15 protein-coding genes and 3 pseudogenes are annotated in these 15,885 nt (G+C 72.4%); 4 read left to right on the forward strand and 14 right to left on the reverse strand.

Annotated features, from left to right (window positions below; translation table 11 throughout):
- Positions 1–143: 143 nt before the first annotated feature.
- The 6 genes and pseudogenes from DI272_RS35165 to glnII all read right to left on the reverse strand — a co-directional run bounded on the left by DI272_RS35165 (position 144) and on the right by glnII (position 6,164).
- On the reverse strand, positions 144–797 hold the full coding sequence (locus DI272_RS35165; protein ID WP_109499219.1) for a response regulator transcription factor: 654 nt from the start codon (positions 795–797) through the stop codon (positions 144–146).
- Entirely contained in the window at positions 782–2,047 is a 1,266-nt protein-coding gene (locus DI272_RS35170; protein ID WP_109499220.1) for a sensor histidine kinase, read from the reverse strand. The genes DI272_RS35165 and DI272_RS35170 overlap by 16 nt, the downstream gene beginning before the upstream one ends.
- Positions 2,048–2,099: 52 nt before the next feature.
- Complete coding sequence (locus DI272_RS35175) at positions 2,100–3,122, reverse strand: SDR family oxidoreductase (RefSeq protein WP_109499221.1); 1,023 nt, start codon at positions 3,120–3,122, stop codon at positions 2,100–2,102.
- Positions 3,123–3,236: 114 nt separating this feature from the next.
- On the reverse strand, positions 3,237–3,806 hold the full coding sequence (locus DI272_RS35180; protein WP_109499222.1) for a winged helix-turn-helix domain-containing protein: 570 nt from the start codon (positions 3,804–3,806) through the stop codon (positions 3,237–3,239).
- Positions 3,807–4,120: 314 nt separating this feature from the next.
- Positions 4,121–5,048 (reverse strand): annotated as a pseudogene (locus tag DI272_RS35185) (hypothetical protein).
- Between the two features lie 87 nt (positions 5,049–5,135).
- On the reverse strand, positions 5,136–6,164 hold the full coding sequence (gene glnII / locus DI272_RS35190) for a glutamine synthetase (RefSeq protein ID WP_109499223.1): 1,029 nt from the start codon (positions 6,162–6,164) through the stop codon (positions 5,136–5,138).
- Between the two features lie 244 nt (positions 6,165–6,408).
- Between glnII and DI272_RS45725 the strand changes: the two are divergent.
- Positions 6,409–6,954, forward strand: a pseudogene (locus DI272_RS45725) (alpha/beta fold hydrolase); the annotation flags it as partial.
- Positions 6,955–6,957: 3 nt separating this feature from the next.
- On the opposite strand, the gene DI272_RS35200 reads toward DI272_RS45725, so the two are convergent.
- From DI272_RS35200 to DI272_RS35210, 3 genes are all read right to left on the reverse strand, one after another.
- On the reverse strand, positions 6,958–7,623 hold the full coding sequence (locus DI272_RS35200) for a hypothetical protein (RefSeq protein ID WP_109499224.1): 666 nt from the start codon (positions 7,621–7,623) through the stop codon (positions 6,958–6,960).
- A 109-nt stretch (positions 7,624–7,732) separates the two neighbouring features.
- A complete protein-coding gene (locus DI272_RS35205) occupies positions 7,733–8,542 on the reverse strand; it encodes a hypothetical protein (protein WP_109499225.1) in 810 nt (269 codons plus the stop codon).
- Between the two features lie 58 nt (positions 8,543–8,600).
- Entirely contained in the window at positions 8,601–8,960 is a 360-nt protein-coding gene (locus DI272_RS35210; RefSeq protein ID WP_181387423.1) for an arsenate reductase family protein, read from the reverse strand.
- Positions 8,961–9,133: 173 nt separating this feature from the next.
- Between DI272_RS35210 and DI272_RS35215 the strand changes: the two genes are divergently transcribed.
- Positions 9,134–9,442, forward strand: coding sequence for a hypothetical protein (locus tag DI272_RS35215; RefSeq protein WP_109499227.1), 309 nt, complete (start codon positions 9,134–9,136; stop codon positions 9,440–9,442).
- A gap of 227 nt (positions 9,443–9,669) precedes the next feature.
- Positions 9,670–11,046: a DUF2252 domain-containing protein gene (locus DI272_RS35220; protein WP_109499228.1), complete on the forward strand. Its 1,377-nt coding sequence runs from the start codon at positions 9,670–9,672 to the stop codon at positions 11,044–11,046.
- Between the two features lie 83 nt (positions 11,047–11,129).
- Here the strand turns inward: DI272_RS35220 and DI272_RS35225 are convergent, their stop codons facing one another.
- Both DI272_RS35225 and DI272_RS35230 read right to left on the reverse strand, forming a co-directional pair.
- Positions 11,130–12,731 carry an alpha/beta fold hydrolase gene (locus DI272_RS35225; RefSeq protein WP_109499229.1) on the reverse strand — a complete coding sequence of 534 codons (1,602 nt, stop codon included), beginning with the start codon at positions 12,729–12,731 and terminating at the stop codon, positions 11,130–11,132.
- A gap of 28 nt (positions 12,732–12,759) precedes the next feature.
- On the reverse strand, positions 12,760–13,260 hold the full coding sequence (locus tag DI272_RS35230) for a DUF1269 domain-containing protein (protein ID WP_109501221.1): 501 nt from the start codon (positions 13,258–13,260) through the stop codon (positions 12,760–12,762).
- A gap of 209 nt (positions 13,261–13,469) precedes the next feature.
- Here DI272_RS35230 and DI272_RS35235 point away from each other — a divergent pair, with 209 nt between their 5' ends.
- On the forward strand, positions 13,470–13,757 hold the full coding sequence (locus tag DI272_RS35235; protein WP_109499230.1) for a hypothetical protein: 288 nt from the start codon (positions 13,470–13,472) through the stop codon (positions 13,755–13,757).
- Between the two features lie 22 nt (positions 13,758–13,779).
- On the opposite strand, the gene DI272_RS35240 is transcribed toward DI272_RS35235, so the two are convergent.
- The 3 genes and pseudogenes from DI272_RS35240 to DI272_RS35250 all read right to left on the reverse strand — a co-directional run.
- Positions 13,780–14,364: a hypothetical protein gene (locus tag DI272_RS35240; protein WP_109499231.1), complete on the reverse strand. Its 585-nt coding sequence runs from the start codon at positions 14,362–14,364 to the stop codon at positions 13,780–13,782.
- Positions 14,365–14,367: 3 nt separating this feature from the next.
- Positions 14,368–15,285: a zinc metalloprotease HtpX gene (gene htpX / locus DI272_RS35245; RefSeq protein ID WP_109501222.1), complete on the reverse strand. Its 918-nt coding sequence runs from the start codon at positions 15,283–15,285 to the stop codon at positions 14,368–14,370.
- 165 nt (positions 15,286–15,450) lie between these two features.
- Positions 15,451–15,885, reverse strand: a pseudogene (locus DI272_RS35250) (hypothetical protein); the annotation flags it as partial.

The raw sequence follows: 15,885 nt of genomic DNA on the forward strand, positions 1-15,885 counted from the left end.
CCGACAGGAGTGAAGCGGCGTCGTTCCATACGGACGGGGTCCCAGGGGTGTTCAGCCGTCCCGCAAACAAATCAGCGGACTACTGGGCCACGTGGCCTCAACAGCCGCCTGAGCAGCGGTAGTTACGGAAAATCAGCGGCCGTTCACCGGCCCTGGTCCAGGTAGGCGAGGACTGCCAGAACGCGGCGATTGTCGTCGTCCGACACCTCCAGGTCCAGTTTGGCGAAGATGTTGGAGGTGTGCTTGGCAATGGCCCGTTCCGTGACGACGAGCTGGGCCGCGATCGCCGCGTTGGACCGGCCCTGCGCCATCAGGTCCAGCACCTCCAGCTCCCGCGGGGTCAGCCGGCCCAGCGGCTGGTCGCCGGCCGCCCGCCGGGTCAGCAACTGCTGGATCACCTGCGGGTCCATCGCGGTGCCGCCCGCCGCGACCCGGCGCACCGCGTCCACGAACTGCCCCGCGTCGAACACCCGGTCCTTCAGCAGATAGCCGACCCCGCCGGTGCCGTCGGCGAGCAGCTCGCGGGCGTACAGCTGCTCCACGTGCTGCGAGAGCACCAGCACCGGCAGCCCCGGCCGCGCCCGCCGGGCCGTCAGCGCGCACTGCAACCCCTCGTCGGTGTGCGTGGGCGGCAGCCGCACGTCGACCACGGCGACGTCCGGCTCCAGCTCGGCCAGCGCGCGGGCGAGCTCGGGGCCGGACTCGACGGCGGCGGCGATCTCGAAGTCGTGGGCTTCCAGCAGCCGGACCAGCCCGTCCCGCAGGAGGAAGAGGTCTTCGGCTAGGACAACGCGCAAGGGATCTCCATGGTGACCATGGTGGGACCGCCCGCGGGGCTGCTGACGGCCAGGACGCCGTCGAATGTACCGAGACGGCGCTCCACCCCGGCCAGGCCCGAGCCCGCCCCGATCACCGCGCCGCCCCTGCCGTCGTCGGTGACGCTGATCCGCAGCGTGCCCTCCGTGTGGTGCAGGTCGATCCAGAGCCGCTGCGCGTTCGCGTGCTTCACCGCGTTGGTGAGCACCTCGCTGACCGCGAAGTACGCCGCCGACTCCACCGGCGCCTCGGCCCGCCCGGGCAGCTCCACCGTCACCTCGGCGGGCAGCGGCAGCCGCAGCGCCAACGCCCGTACGGCGTCGCCCAGTCCGCGCTCGGCGAGCACCGGCGGATGGATGCCGCGCACCAGGTCGCGCAGCTCGGCGAGGGCGTCCACGGACGACTTGCGGGCCTGCGCGAGCAACTCCTTCGCTTTCTCGGGGTCCTTGTCGAGGAGCATCTCGATGGTGCCGAGGTCCATGCCCATCGCGACCAGCCGGGCCTGCGCCCCGTCGTGCAGGTCCCGCTCGATGCGCCGCAGTTCGGCGGCGGAGGTGTCGACGGCGTCCCGCCGGGTCTCGGTCAGCACGCGTACCCGCTCGGCGAGTTCGGCCTGGCTGGGGGTGAGCAGCGCACGGGTCAGACGGAAGTGGGCGCGCAGCAGCGGTACGGGCAGCAGCCGGAACAGCAGCAGGAAGACCAGCGCGAGCGCGCCGGCGCCGAACGCGGAGGCCTGCCCGGTGACCGGCACGAAGGCGTACCAGTACCCGTCGGGGAAGGCCCGCCACAGCCCCGCCGCCAGCGCGAGCCCCTCCACCGGGTAGAGCAGCAGCGCGGCCGGCAGCAGCGCGGTCAGGAACCCCGCCGTCATGTCGGCCGGCAGCCACCGCAGGTCCCGCCAGGTCGCCGGGTCACGCAGCATGCCGAAGGTGCGCCCCCAGGGGTTGGCGTCCGCGGGGAGCGGCCGGTACGCCGACGGGATGCGCACCCCGCCCCACTCGGCGGCGACCACCCGCCGCCAGTCCGCGAACGCCCGTACCCCGGTCAGCACCCACGGGGTGGTGACGATGCCGACGCCGATCGGGATGAGCGCGATCGACACCAGGGACAGCGTGAAGCACAGGACCGACCCCGGCAGCGCCACCAGCGCCAGCCCGAACCCCCGTACCGCCGCCAGACCCGAGGTCCGTGCCCATGGACGACCGCTGTCCTGATGTATGTCGATGCTCATGGCATCAGTCTGGCCGAGGGCGGGCGCGGGGGCACGGGGCCTGGGCACCGGGTCAGAGGGTGGTGCCAGGTACACCCCCGGCGGCACCCAGCACCTTCGCCTCCACCTCCGGATCGAGCCCCACCACGGGCCGGTCCGGCCGCTGGGGCGCCTGGCCGCCGACGCTGCGCAGCCAGTCCCAGGTGTCGGCGACGGTCTCCTCGACCGGCCGGCACCGCAGCCCCGCCGCGAGCGCCCGGGACACGTCGGAGCTGTGCAGGGCGGCGTGCAGGTCGCTGCCCGGCGGTACCCAGACCGGCAGCTGGGTCCAGGGCTCGATGCCGGCGTCGAGCACGACGTCCGGTTCGGTCCAGCGCAACTCGGCACCTCCGCCGGTGACTTGGACGCAGGCGTCCAGGAGACCGCCCATGGTGGCGTGCCCGGACGGCCCGACGAGGTTGTACGGGCCGCTCAGCTCCCGCTCCACCGCGCCGAGGACCCACTCGGCGAGGTCGCGGACGTCGACGAACTGCAACGGCAGCTCCCGCGGCCCCGGAGCCAGCACCGGCCCGCCCCGGGCGGCCCGGTTCAGCCACCAGGGCAGCCGCCCGATGTTCTCGTACGGCCCGAGGATCAGCCCCGACCGGACGAGCAGCGAGCGGTCCGCGCCGAACGCCTCGGTCGCGGCCAGCTCGCCGCCCCGCTTGTCACGGGCGTAGTCGCTCTGCCCGGCACCGGCCTGGGCGCCCTCCACCAGGGCGGCGTCCTCGGTGTATCCGGCGGCCGGGGGCCACGCGTACACCGAGCAACTCGACACGTACACATACCGCTGTGCGCGGTCCCGCAGCAGCCGCGCCGTGTCCCGCACCGCCCGGGGCGCCGCCGACCAGGTGTCCACGACGGCGTCCCAGGTGTCCGTCCCGGCCAGGGCGGCGAGTCCCTCGGGCGCGGTGCGGTCGCCGTGCAGCGACCGCACCCCGGCCACGGGGGCGTGCCGTCCCCGGTGGAAGACGGTCACGTCCCAGCCGCGCCCGAGCGCCGCCTCGACGACGGCCCGTCCCGCGAACTCCGTACCACCCAGCACCAGAAGTCTCATGGGACGACTTTGCCTGGTGGTGGGGGGTGCGCGGAACAGTGCTCTGCCGTCAGCAGAAGACCGGCGTCCCGGCCCGGGAGCCGGCGCTCGGGCCGCGGCGGCCGACCGTCGGCGTCAACGCCCGGTCGGTGGCGCGTACTTGTAGCCGACCCGGCGGATCGTCTGGATCGCCTGCCGGTGCTCGGCGCCCAGTTTGCGGCGCAAGCGGGCGATGTGGACGTCGACGGTACGGCCGTCGCCCACGTGGCCGTAGCCCCACACGGTGGTGACCAGCTGGTCGCGGGTGTGCACCCGGTGCGGGTGCGCGACGAGGTGGGCGAGGAGCTCGAACTCCAGGTAGGTGAGGTCGAGTCGGGTGCCGTCCACCTCGGCGGTGCGCTGCACGGTGTCGATACGGACGAGCGGTTCGCCGCCGCTCCCGGCAGCGGCCTCGCCCGGTTCGGTCGGCAGCAGGGGCGGCTGCCGGTCGGCCGGGACGAGCACCAGGTAGCCGATCATCGGCGGCCGGCCGGGCAGCGTGGGCACGGCGTGCTGCGGGGCGGGCAGCCAGGTGGCGCCCGGCGGAAGGAAGTCCGCCACGTGCAGCACGTCGTCGGGGCCGACGGCCCGCAGCCGGTGCCGCGGGCTGGGCTCGGCCGGGGTGGTGGCGAGGGGAGCGGGGGACAGGGAACGGGTGGTCGCCATGAGGGTCAGCTCTTTCGCGCGAGAAGGTCGTCCCGGGGACGGGTCGTCCGGAGACGTGGATCGACTGCGCGCTGGCCGAAGGCCGGACGGGGTGGGTACGGCTTTAGAGGGCCCGCGCGTTCATCGCGCGACAACACACCCGGTCGAAGTCGTGGTGCTGACGGGACGGCCAGAACGGCTCGAGGTCATGGCGACCTGTCGCGGTACGGTTCTGGAAGCTGGCCATGCCCACATTGAAGCAGACACCGGCCCGCGACAGGACCCTCCTCTCACTGCTCGGACGCCTCCGTGACCGGAAACCGACGCCGCGGGTCTCATCCCACCAGGCGTTTGCGCCAGTTCAGGGGCGTGACCTCGATCGCGGTGCCCGGATCGCCGTCCCACTGGGTGGACAGCCCCACGGAGCCGAGGGCGGCGACGACCTCGCGACCGACGGCGGCGGTGGTCTCCGCCGAGCCGTCGAAACCGCCGTAGAGCAGCGTCAGTCCGTGTCCGGCGGCGGCGCTCTCGGTGCACTGGGAGTGGAAGTAGACGAATCCGCGGTCGCCCTCGGCGCGTTCGGCGCCCATCTCGGCGGTGCCGCAGGTGCGGCAGCAGGTGAAGTTCTCCCGGGCGGTGATGCCGGCCGCATCGAGGGCCTCGAAAGCGCGCGTGATCCGCTCCGGGTCGGTGGTCCCCTCCCAGGTGCGCTGTTCCGCCACCCGCTCCAGCCACATCCGGTCCACGAGCAGGCGGGCCTGCGCGGGAGAGACCGGACGGTCGTCGCCGTCGACGAGCCACTCCTCGGCGTCCTCGGCCATCCTGCCGCGGTCGCCGTACCCGCACCGCAGCAGCTCGCGCACCCGCCCCTCGACGTTCTCCCGCACCTCGTCGGGGAGTTCGGGCACCTCCTCCTGCGCCGTGTCGAAGTCGACCGGCGTCCAGGAGATCCCCGCGTCCCAGCCGTCTCCCTCACGGGCCCAGCCCGTCAGCACGTCGGCCGCGGTGCCGGGATCGGTGAGGTCCGTACGGAAGAAGTCGGTGCGGCTCGCCCGGTGCTCGACCTGGTAAACCCACGCCGTGCTCGTGCCATATCTGGGCGAACACGTCCGGCAGATCAGGAATGCGCTGGATCACCAGCCAGCGGTCCCCGCTCTCCCCGATGCGGTGGACCAGGTCCCGCAGTGCCCGCTCGCTCACGCCGGTGAGCGTCTCCCCGTACTCGGTCATGACCTTGGCGGCCAGACCCCCGTCGTTCTCCATGCCCCCACGATGGCAGACCTCACTGACAACGCGCCGAGGGGCGCCCACCGGGAAGGTGGGCGCCCCTCGGGAACCGGGTGGGGTGGATCAGACCTGGCCGGCCTTCTCCAGCGCGGTGCAGCAGGTGTCGACGATCAGGCGCGTCACGACGTACGGGTCGACGTTGGCGTTCGGACGGCGGTCCTCGATGTAGCCCTTGCCGTCCTTCTCGACCTGCCACGGGATGCGGACCGAGGCGCCGCGGTTGGAGACGCCGTAGGAGTACTCGTTCCACGGGGCGGTCTCGTGCAGGCCGGTCAGGCGGTCGTCGATGCCGGCGCCGTAGTTCTTGACGTGGTCCAGCGGCTTGGAGCCCTCACCGAGCGACTCGCACGCGGTGATGATGGCGTCGTAGCCCTCGCGCATCGCCTTGGTGGAGAAGTTGGTGTGCGCGCCCGCGCCGTTCCAGTCGCCCTTGACCGGCTTGGGGTCCAGGGTGGCGGAGATGCCGAAGTCCTCGGCGGTGCGGTAGAGCAGCCAGCGGGCCACCCACATGTGGTCCGAGACCTCGAGCGGGGAGAGCGGGCCTACCTGGAACTCCCACTGGCCGGGCATGACCTCGGCGTTGATGCCGGAGATGCCGAGACCGGCCTTCAGGCAGTTGTCGAGGTGGGCCTCGACGACGTCACGGCCGAAGATCTCGTCGGCGCCGACACCGCAGTAGTAGCCGCCCTGCGGGGCCGGGAAGCCGCCCTTGGGGAAGCCGAGCGGGTAGCCGTCCTTGAAGAAGGTGTACTCCTGCTCGATGCCGAAGATCGGCTCCTGGGCGGCGAACTTCTCCGCGACCTCGACCAGCGCGGCGCGCGTGTTGGAGGAGTGCGGGGTGAAGTCGATGTTCAGGACCTCGCACAGGACGAGGATGTCGTCGCCGCCGCGGATCGGGTCCGGGCAGGAGAAGACCGGCTTGAGCACGCGGTCCGAGGAGTGCCCCTCGGCCTGGTTGGTGGAGGACCCGTCGAAGCCCCAGATCGGCAGCTCCGCGCCCTTGGCGTCGTCCGCCAGGATCTTCGTCTTGGAACGGAGCTTGGCCGTCGGCTCGGTGCCGTCGATCCAGATGTACTCAGCCTTGAAGGTCACGGGCCACATCCTTCGGGGGTGGGTCTCTAGGCGCACTTGCGGGTGCTGCGGCGCTGCGGCACTGAAACGCCGCGTTTGATGTGCGCGAGCCTGTCAACAGGCGATTTCCCGGTCATTGCTCGAATGTGAACCCCGTGTTACCTGGTGATTCTGTGGCGCGTTTCACGCTGTGAGGCGGACGGCGACGGGAGAGCGGCACGGAAAGCCGGCCGGAGCCGGGCGAGGGGCGGCCGGTGCCGGCTCGTATGCGATGGGATTGCGGGTCGGGCCGGGCCGCAGCACCCCGGCCGCCGACCGTCACCCCCGTATGGTCGCCGGCCTGGCGGCATGGCTGGACGTGCCCCCCAGCGCTTCGCCGGATACCGCCCGGCCTATCTGCTGCACGCACTGCCCATGCTGCTGCGGCCCGCACCGCACCGCGTCCGGGCCTTCCTGGAGTGGGAGACCGGGGGAGTGCCGCTCGACCCCGACCGGCTCCGCCTCCAGGAGGCGGCCGCCGGCTTCCCCTCCGTGACGAAGCCGGTGACCGGCCCGCGCCCGTCCCCTGACGCGCTGCGCGGGCTGGACGTGCCGGTCCTGCCGCTCGTGGCCGCGAACAGCAGGACGCACGTCCCCCGCAAGGTGGCGACCAGGGCGGGTGAACTGCTGCCGCGCGTCGAGACACTGGTGGTCCCCGGTGTCTCACCCCCCCCACTCCCGACTTCGCTCGAGCGGGGGGACCCCCATCGCGCTGCCGCACTCGGCACCCGCCGAACTGGGCCGCCGCCTCACGGAGTTCCTGTCCCGCTGAACCTCACCCCACCTTCTCGATCACGGCCCGCCGGATCAGGAACTTGCCGGGCTCGCGGACCTGCTCGAAGGCCGCGTTGTTCAGCAGGACGCAGCTGCCCGAGACCGACGTGACCTCCACCGTCGTGGACTTGCTGTTGTCCAGGTTCGTGACCTTCAGCTTCGTCCCCGCCGGGAACTGGTTGCTGGACGCGGCGGGCGCACCGCCCTCGCCGGAGAGGGTGACCGTCGAGCCGTTGCAGACCTGCTGCCCCGAGGCGGTGCCGCCGTTCCCGGCGTTCCCCGCGGACGCGGCCGGTGTGCTCGGTGCGGCCGGAGTGGCCGGCTGTGCCGTCTGGGAGCCCTGAGCCGACTCCCCAACGGTGCACCCGGACGCCTTCTGCTGCACCTTGATCTGCTCGATCACCGCTTCGCGGTTGGCGATCCGGGCCGCCGACTGCGCGTCCGGCGCGGCCCGTTGGCCGTCGATGAACTTCTGGTTGTTGCCGAGGGCGGTGGCGAGCCCTTGGCAGACCGCCGCGTCCGCCGACTTGGTCCGCGGTTGCGCGGCGGTCGACGTGTCGGCGTTCGAGGTGCTCGCCATGACGAAGGCGCCACCGCCCGCCACCGACGCCGCGCCCACGAACAGCGCGATCTTCTTGCCCGTACTCAGAGTTCTCCTGCGCGACATGCGCGCCTCCTGAAGAGGTAGGGGAGCGTACGCCGCTATGTACGAGATACCGAACGAGCTTGCTCAGACGCTGCGGGAGTCACTGGCGTAACGTGCGTCACACCGTGGATCAGGCCGAGTCGGGGTCCTCGTACGCGAGGACGTCGTCGTCGACGTACCGGAGAAGGTCCTCGGTCTGCTTGGTGATCGCGGCCTCGTCGGCCTCCGACCCGTCGCCCCACTGCCCGTTGGCGAACACCACGGACCGCACGGTCATCAGCCGCCGGAACACCCCGGCCGACCCGGGCGGCACGGTCGGCATCCCCGCCTCCGGCGGCGGGTCGAGCGAGACGACCTGATAGGTCACCGGGTCCATCGAGGCCATCGCGAACACGGACGAGGCGTCCTGCACGGTACGGAAACTGAGCACGGTCACCGTCACCTGCGAGCGCCGCTCGGCGTCCGTGAACAGCGCGGCGGTCAACCGCTCGCACCCCTGGCCCTGGGCGATCAGCGCGGCCAGCTCCGGTGCCGTGCCCTCGGAGCAGTCGGAGGTGGTGGCCAGGTCGACGCGCTCGTACCGGGAGCCGTCCGCCGGCCGCACACTCTTCGCCGGGAAGGCCTGTTCCGGGCGGATGACCGGCCGGGCGAGCAGCGAGGGCAGTGCGGAGGGGGCGTCGGAGGGCATCGAGACGGTGACGGACGGAACGGGGGCGGCGGACGCGGCGGGGGAAGAGGGCGCGGCGGCCGCCGCCCCGCCCCGGCCGCCGTCCGTGTACAGCACGGCCCCCGTGGTGATCGCCGCGACGAGCACGACGCCCGTCCCGGCGGCCACCGCCCGCCGGGTGCGCCGGCGCCTGCGCATCCGCTCCTGCTCGACCACCCACTGGGTGTACGGGTCCGCGCCCCCGTACGGCATTCCTTGATCACCGAAGGTCATGGCGGCGGAGGGTAACAGTGCGCGGGCCCTGAACTCCCGCCGCCGGACAATCGGTTGACTACCGGGACAGAGCGTCCCGTACGGCCTCGTCGCTGCGCGCGACCACCGCCGTGCCGTCGTCCGCGGTGATGATCGGCCGCTGGATCAGCTTGGGGTGCTCGGCGAGCGCCTTGACCCACCGGTCGCGCGAAGTCTCGTCCCGCGCCCACTCCTTGAGCCCCAGCTCCTTGGCGGCGGCCTCCTGGGTGCGGGTGATGTCCCAGGGTTCGAGACCGAGCCGGTCGAGCACGGCCCTGATCTCGTCCTCGCTCGGTACGTCCTCCAGGTAGCGGCGGACGGTGTAGTCGGCCCCCTCGGCATCGAGCAGGCTGAGGGCGCTGCGGCACTTGGAACAGGCCGGGTTGATCCAGATCTCCATGCCGCCCACGGTACGCGAAAACCCCTGTTCCACCCCTGTCACAGCACCCCCGAAAGCCCTTGTGGCCAGGGGCTTTTGTCAGTGGGGGCGGGTAGAATAGAAGCAGTGTTCGAGGGAGTTGGCGGGGTCGCGGAAGCCCCGCCGGACACCCTGACCGCGACAGGAGGATGCCTGTGCCCGCTGCCGCCCTGAAGCCGTTGCCCACCCAGTCCACCGCCCAGCACCCGGTGCTGCTCGACCTGCCCTACGCACCCGTGGAGAAGCGCCCGCTGCCGCCGGGGCGCCCTCGCGAGTGGTACATCACGCACAACCGCCGCCTGAAGGCGATGCGGCTCGCCATCGCCCTGCTCGACTCGGGCGTCTACGTGCCGAACCAGGCCCGCAACGAGAAGATACGGAGCACGGCGGAGCTGATCGGCGTGCACCCGCCGTCGGACACGACGTGCCACATGGTGCGGGCGCTGATGCGCTACGCGCGGTGAGCCGACGACGCCGGGTGCCCCCGCTCGCGGGGGCACCCGGCGTTCCGCCTGCCGCCTGCCGCCCGCGGGCCCCGTCGGCACCGCGTGCCGCACCGGCCCGTCTCACCCGATCGCCGTACTCCGCATGCGCCCGCCCCCGTCCCACGCTTCCCTGCGATCAGGAGGTGTCCGGCACCAGGGAACGGCCGGAACAGCGAATCGGGAGGCGCGATGCAGAGGCACGGCGGATGAGCGCCCTCGGAATCCCCGGAAGCCCCGGAGGCCCGGGCACCCCCGGCGACCGCGCCGCCCGAGGACGAGCCGCCCGTAAGCGCGTCCCCCGCTCCGCGCACGCCGGCCGGCTCCCCGCCGTCGACCGCCCCGACCCCGTCGCCGTCCTGGAACGCCAGGGCCGTGACCGCCTCCCGGAGCTCCTGCCGATCAGATACGGCAGGATGTCGGCCTCCCCGTTCGCCTTCCTGCGCGGCGCCGCCGCCGTGATGGCCGCCGACCTCGCCGCCCAGCCGCACACCGGCCTCACCGTGCAGCTCTGCGGCGACGCCCATCTGCTCAACTTCGGCCTCTACGCCTCCCCGGAACGCGCCCTCCTGTTCGACCTCAACGACTTCGACGAGACGTACCCCGGCCCCTTCGAGTGGGACGTCAAACGCCTCGCCGCGAGCGTCGTCGTGGCCGCCCGCGAGAACGGCCACAGCGACACCAAGGCGCACCGGGCCGCCGTGGCGGCGACCGCCGCCTACCGCACCTCCATGCGCCGGCTCGCCGGGCTCGGTGAACTCGACGTCTGGTACGAACGCCTCGACGCCGACAGCCTGCTGCCCCTCGTCCGCTCCACCCGGCACCGCCGCCGCGCCCGCTCGACCCTCGCCCGGGCCCGCCGCCGCACCAGCCTCCACGCCCTCGGCAAACTGACCGAGGTCGTCGACGGGCGCCGCCGGATCATCCAGGACCCGCCGCTGCTCGAACCCGCCGGCGTCCCCGACATGGCGGCCCTGCGCAAGATCTTCAGCGACTACCGCTCCACGCTCTCCGAGGAACGCCGCCTCCTCCTCGACCGCTACCGCTTCGTCGACGCCGCCCGCAAGGTCGTCGGCGTCGGCAGTGTCGGCACCCGCTGCTTCATCGTCCTCCTCACCGGACGGGACGCCGACGACCCGCTGTTCCTCCAGATCAAGGAGGCCCGCAAGTCCGTCCTGGAGGAGCATCTGCCGAGCGGGCCGTACGTCCACCCCGGACACCGGGTCGTCGCGGGTCAGCGCCTGCTCCAGGCCGCCGGAGACATCTTCCTGGGGTGGATGACGGGGCCGCAGGGACGCGCCTTCTACTGGCGGCAGCTGCGCGACATGAAGGGCTCGGCGGAGGTCGCCGGGATGAGCCCGGCGGAGCTCACCACGTACGCCCGCCTCTGCGGCACCGCCCTCGCCCGCGCGCACGCCCGTTCCGGCGACCGGATCGCCATCGCCGCCTACCTGGGCGGCGGCGACACCTTCGACCACGCGATCGCCGACTTCGCCCGCGCCTACGCCGTCCAGACCGTCACCGACCACACCACCCTGGCCGCGGCGATCGCGGCGGGCGTGGTGGCGGCGGCACCCGAGGTGTGACCGGGCGCCGGGGACGAGGGGCGCGGCGACAGCGGCGCCCGGCGCTCGTCGCCCCCCCTCCCGCGGGCCTCTCCCGTGACCGCTCAGGCGTAGCGCTCCCACAACCCGTCCACATAAGCCGCCAGCCGCGCGCCCAGCACCTCGGGCGTCAGATCGGTCCGCCCCAGTTCGCGCCACGGCCCGGCCAGCTTCGCCGCGTCGGGGGCGTAGCCGAGGGCGTCGAGCAGCCGCCAGTACAAGTGGTCGGCGCCGTCGGCGAGTTGCCGCCCGCCCTGGGCCTCGTACCGCTCCCGGAACCCCAGCCCGTGCTCCGGCCCGTGCAGCAGGGCGAGCGCCGTCGAGCAGTGCGCCACGTCCAGGTCGGCCGGCCCCCACGAGGTCTCCACCCAGTCGACGACACCGCTGATCCGCCCCTCGTCGAAGAGCACGTTCCCCGGGTGGAAGTCCCGGTGCAGGAAGACCCCTTCGTACGTCGGCGGCTCACGCCGGATGACGTCCACGGCCCGCTCCCACAACGCCCCCTCCGGCACCCGCACCCGTTCGGGAGACGTCCACGCCTGATAGGTCCGCGGCCGGTCGTCCGGTACGACCGCGTGAATCCGGGCGAGCTGCCCCGCCAGCAGGTCGAGGCGCCGTCCCAGATCCTCCTCGTCCACCCGCACCCGGCCCGGCAGCCGGGACATCAACAGGCTCGGATGGTCGGTGAGTTCGGCCGTGGCGTCCACGGCGAGCAGCTCGGGCGCCGGGACGCCGTCCGCCCCGGCGAGCAGGGTGAGGACCGCCGCCTCGCGGGCGAGGAGCCCGGGGGCGTGGTGCCGGAAGAAGGGCTTCACGAACGACCGCAGCACCAGGTCCGTGCCGTCGTCGAGGGTGAGGCCGCGCATCTGCGAGGTCCAGCCGCCCGGCAGGAACCGGGTGGTGGCGACCGTACGGCCCGCGGGGAGCTGCTTGGCCAGCCAAGCGCGGGTCGCCGTCCGGCCGTCGGCGAGCAGCAGGTCGACGAAGTCCCGCCGGGGGCCGGCGTGGTCGCGGAACCACAGGCCCAAGTAGTGGTCGGCATCGGGCAGTTCGAGGCGCGTGTACGAGGCCCGGGCCGCCAGCGCGTCCTGGACGGCCGCTGTCACGGCGGGCGGGATGACGCGGTCGTCCCCCGGCACCGCGAGCACCGTACGGCCCTCGTACGCCCCCAGGACGTCGAGCGCGGGCGTCTCCCGCCAGCTGTCCGGGGTGCGGATGATCGCGCTGAACCGGCCGTCGCCCGCCCCGAAGGGCACGTCCCACGCCTCCGCCGCGTACACCGCCGGCGCGCACAGCCCGACCGCCGTCACGCGCTCCCCGTAATGCCCCACGAGATCCGCCACGGTCTGGCCGCTCATGCTGAACCCGACCAGGACCAGCGGCTCCGCTGCCGGAACGTGCGCGTCGATCACCGCGACGGCCTGCTCGAACCGGCGCCGCAGACTCAACTCCGCGAGCTCACCGCTGCTTTCGCCGTGTCCGGAGAAGTCGAAGGCCAGGGCGCCGCAGCCACGGCTCAGGAACTCCGCCGCCAGCGGCACGAGCCGCTCCTTGCTGCCGTTGCCGGCCCCGTGCAGCAGAACGGCGGTGGCCCGCCCCGGACCACCGCCGCCGTGCACCCCGCTGAGCCGTTCGCCGCCATGACCGAAGGTGAAGGAGGAGAGCATGCCCTCATTCGATCACGGCGAACGGGCCTCAGGCAGGCGACTTCTGCGCCGCCCTGATCGCCTCGCGCAGGTGGTCCTCGTCGGCCTGGCTCAGCGAGGTCTGTACCAACTGCCCGCCGAACGGCGTGAGTTGCGGGATCACCTTGTCCTGTGCGGCCTGCTTGACCAGGACGAACAGGGCGGCGGCACCCGGGCGCAGATTCTGGCTCAGCTCCTTCATGAAGTTGTCGTTGATGCCGGTGTCGGTGACCGCGCCCCCGGCCGCGCCGGCCGCCGCGCCCACCGCGGCGCCGAGCAGCGGGGCGAGGAACAGCAGCCCGATCACCCCGCCCCACAGCGCGCCGCCGGCCGCGCCCATGGTGGTGTGGTTGACGGCCTGGTGCAGCTTGATCTTGCCGTCGTCACGCCGCTCGACGACCACGATGTCCTCCAGCTCGACGAGATGCTGCTTGGACAGTTCGACGACCTTCTCGCGGACCTGATGGGCGGTGGCGAGGTCGTCGTAGGCGATGACGAAGAGATCACTCATCCCGGGCACCCCTTGTGTGGTGAATTAGCGTGAATCTTCCTTTTCGCCCGACTCTAGGCCGCGAGAAAAAGAGATGCACGCCGAGTGACGGTCTCCCTACGCTGGACACCCGTTGCGGAGCCGTCAGCTCTGCTTTCCGCAGGGCCGGCGTCACTCTGCGCGTTCAGCACTAATCTGCTGCACACCACCCACGCACACGGAGGCCACCGATGGGCACCATCGTCATGGCCGGGACCGCTGTTCTGGTCGTCTTGGGATTCGGGAACCACCTCTACTGGCTCGCCGCCGTCGCCGTGCTCTTCCTGTACACGCAGTACGGGCGGGGGACGTCCTCGACATCGTCGAGGGGCGGCGGGGCGTCGTCCGGCGGCGGCATGATGGCCGGCGACTACCGCACGTACCGCGCCCGCCGGGACAAGCAGGCCAAGTGGGAGCGCCGCTACCGCCGGGAGCGCCCCCTCGAGGCCCGTCGCCAGGCACGCGAGAAGAGCAAGTGAGAGCGGTACGGGTGTCCCCTGGTCACAGGCCGGGGGCGCCCCACACCGGGAACCAGCGGCTCAGGTCCTGTTCCAGCCGCAGATCGTCCGCGAGCGCCGCCTTCACCCGCAGCTCCAGCGCGTTGTCCCGCCGCTGCCCGCCGTCGGGCAGCGGCGCGAAGGGGTAGAAGGTGCCGCGCTTGTAGAGGTAGACCAGCGCGAGGGCGCGGCCCGCGTCGTCGCGGAAGCCGGCGAGCGAGCACAGCAGCTGCGGGCCGAAGCCGTTGACCTCCATCGAGGAGTTCACCGCGTGCAGATCGTTGACCAGCAGATGCAGCTGGTCGGGGGCGCGCTGCGAGACCAGCCAGGAGTAGCCGTAGTCGTCGCGCCGCAGCTCGACCGGGGGACCGTCCCGGTCGGCGTCCGCGTCCAGCAGCGCCTGCACCTCACGGTGCGTCTGCTCGAACGCCGCGCCCTCGACGGTCGCGAAGCACACCGCGCCGCTCCCGGTCGGGGTGAACCCGGTCGCGGCCTCCAGCGTCACCGCCGCCGAGGGCAGCGCGAAGAGCCGGTCGAGATCGGGCGCGACGGGCTTGGTGCGCCCGAGCAGGATGTCCAGCAGCCCCATCCGCTACTCCGTCTTCCCGGGGCGCGCCGCCTCGCCCAACTCGGCCGAGATCCGGCCCAGTTGCTCAAGCCGCTGCTCCAGCGTCGGGTGCGTGGAGAAGAACCGCTCGACGCCGGGCTCCTTGCCGGTCGCCGGGGTGAAGTAGAACGCGTTGAAGGCCTGCGCGGTCCGCAGATCCTTGGTGGGGATGCGGGCGATGTCCCCGGACACCTTCGTCAGCGCGGAGGCGAGCGCCGAAGGCCGCCCCGTCAGCTGCGCCGCGGCCCGGTCGGCGGCCAGCTCCCGGTACCGGGACAGCGCCCGGATGAGCAGGAAGCTGATCGCGTACACCGCCGCCGAGATCCCCATCACGGCGGCGAAGACGACGGCGGTGTTCTGGTCCTTCCGCCCGCCGAAGACCTGCGAGTAGAACGCGAACCGCACGATGAGCCCCGCGATGACCCCCAGGAACGAGGCGACGGTGATCACGGCGACGTCCTTGTGCGCCACGTGCGACAGCTCGTGCGCGAGCACACCCTCCAGCTCGTCCTTCTCCAGCCGGCGCAGCAGCCCGTCGGTCACGCACACCACGGCGTGATCGGCGTTCCGCCCGGTGGCGAACGCGTTGGGCATGTCCATGTGGGAGACGGCGACCACGGGCTTGGGCATGTCGGCGATGGCACACAGCCGGTCCACGACCCCGTGCAGCTCCGGATACTCCTCCCGCTCCACGACCTGCCCGCGCATCGCGAACAGGGCGACCCGGTCGGAGAACCAGTACTGCGCCCCGAGCACCAGCGCCGCCACGACCACGACGAGCACCCAGGACTTCAGCAACACGATCAACGCGCCGACGAAGGCGACGTACAACAGCCCGAGCAGGAACAGCGTGACCGTCATCCGCACGGTCAGGCGCCGGTCGCTCCGGAAGCGGCTCTGCATCTGCATCACCCCGCAGTCAGGCACTCGTCCCACTGCCAGTGTGCACCCGCCCCTGTCATCAAGCAGTCGTGATCGGGCCCAGGACAGGCAAAACCTCAAGCCCGCAGCCGGCCTCCCTCCCCAGTTCTCAACTCCGTTCGAACCGGGGGGACCCCGAGCGCCGCGTCAGCACCAACTCGCTGAACAGCTCCCGCGCCCGCTCAAGCAGCTCACCGACCTCGACCACCCCGTGCGGCACATCCGAAGTCGGGCACCACCGCCGCACGGCCTGCCGGGCACCACCGCCGCACGGCCTGCCGGGCACCACCGCCGCACGGCCTGCCGGGCGGCATGCCGCAGCCTGTCGTCCGGATCGCCGATCAGCGCGACCGCGGCCCGCAGCCGTGCGAGCCCACCGTGCCGCTGGAACAGCCGGAACGCGGAGACCCGCACCGCCCGGGACCGCCCCTCCGCGAGCCGTCCCCTCAGCCGTTCCTCGTCCAGCGCCCCCGCCGAGGGCAGCAGCGCCACCGCCGCCTCCCGCACCACCCCGGCATCGGGATCGTCGAGCAGCGCCATGAACCGTGCCACATCCGATACGTCAAGCGCCCGCAGCCCCGC

It is taken from the genome of Streptomyces sp. Act143 (assembly GCF_003143935.1).
Classification (GTDB): domain Bacteria; phylum Actinomycetota; class Actinomycetes; order Streptomycetales; family Streptomycetaceae; genus Streptomyces.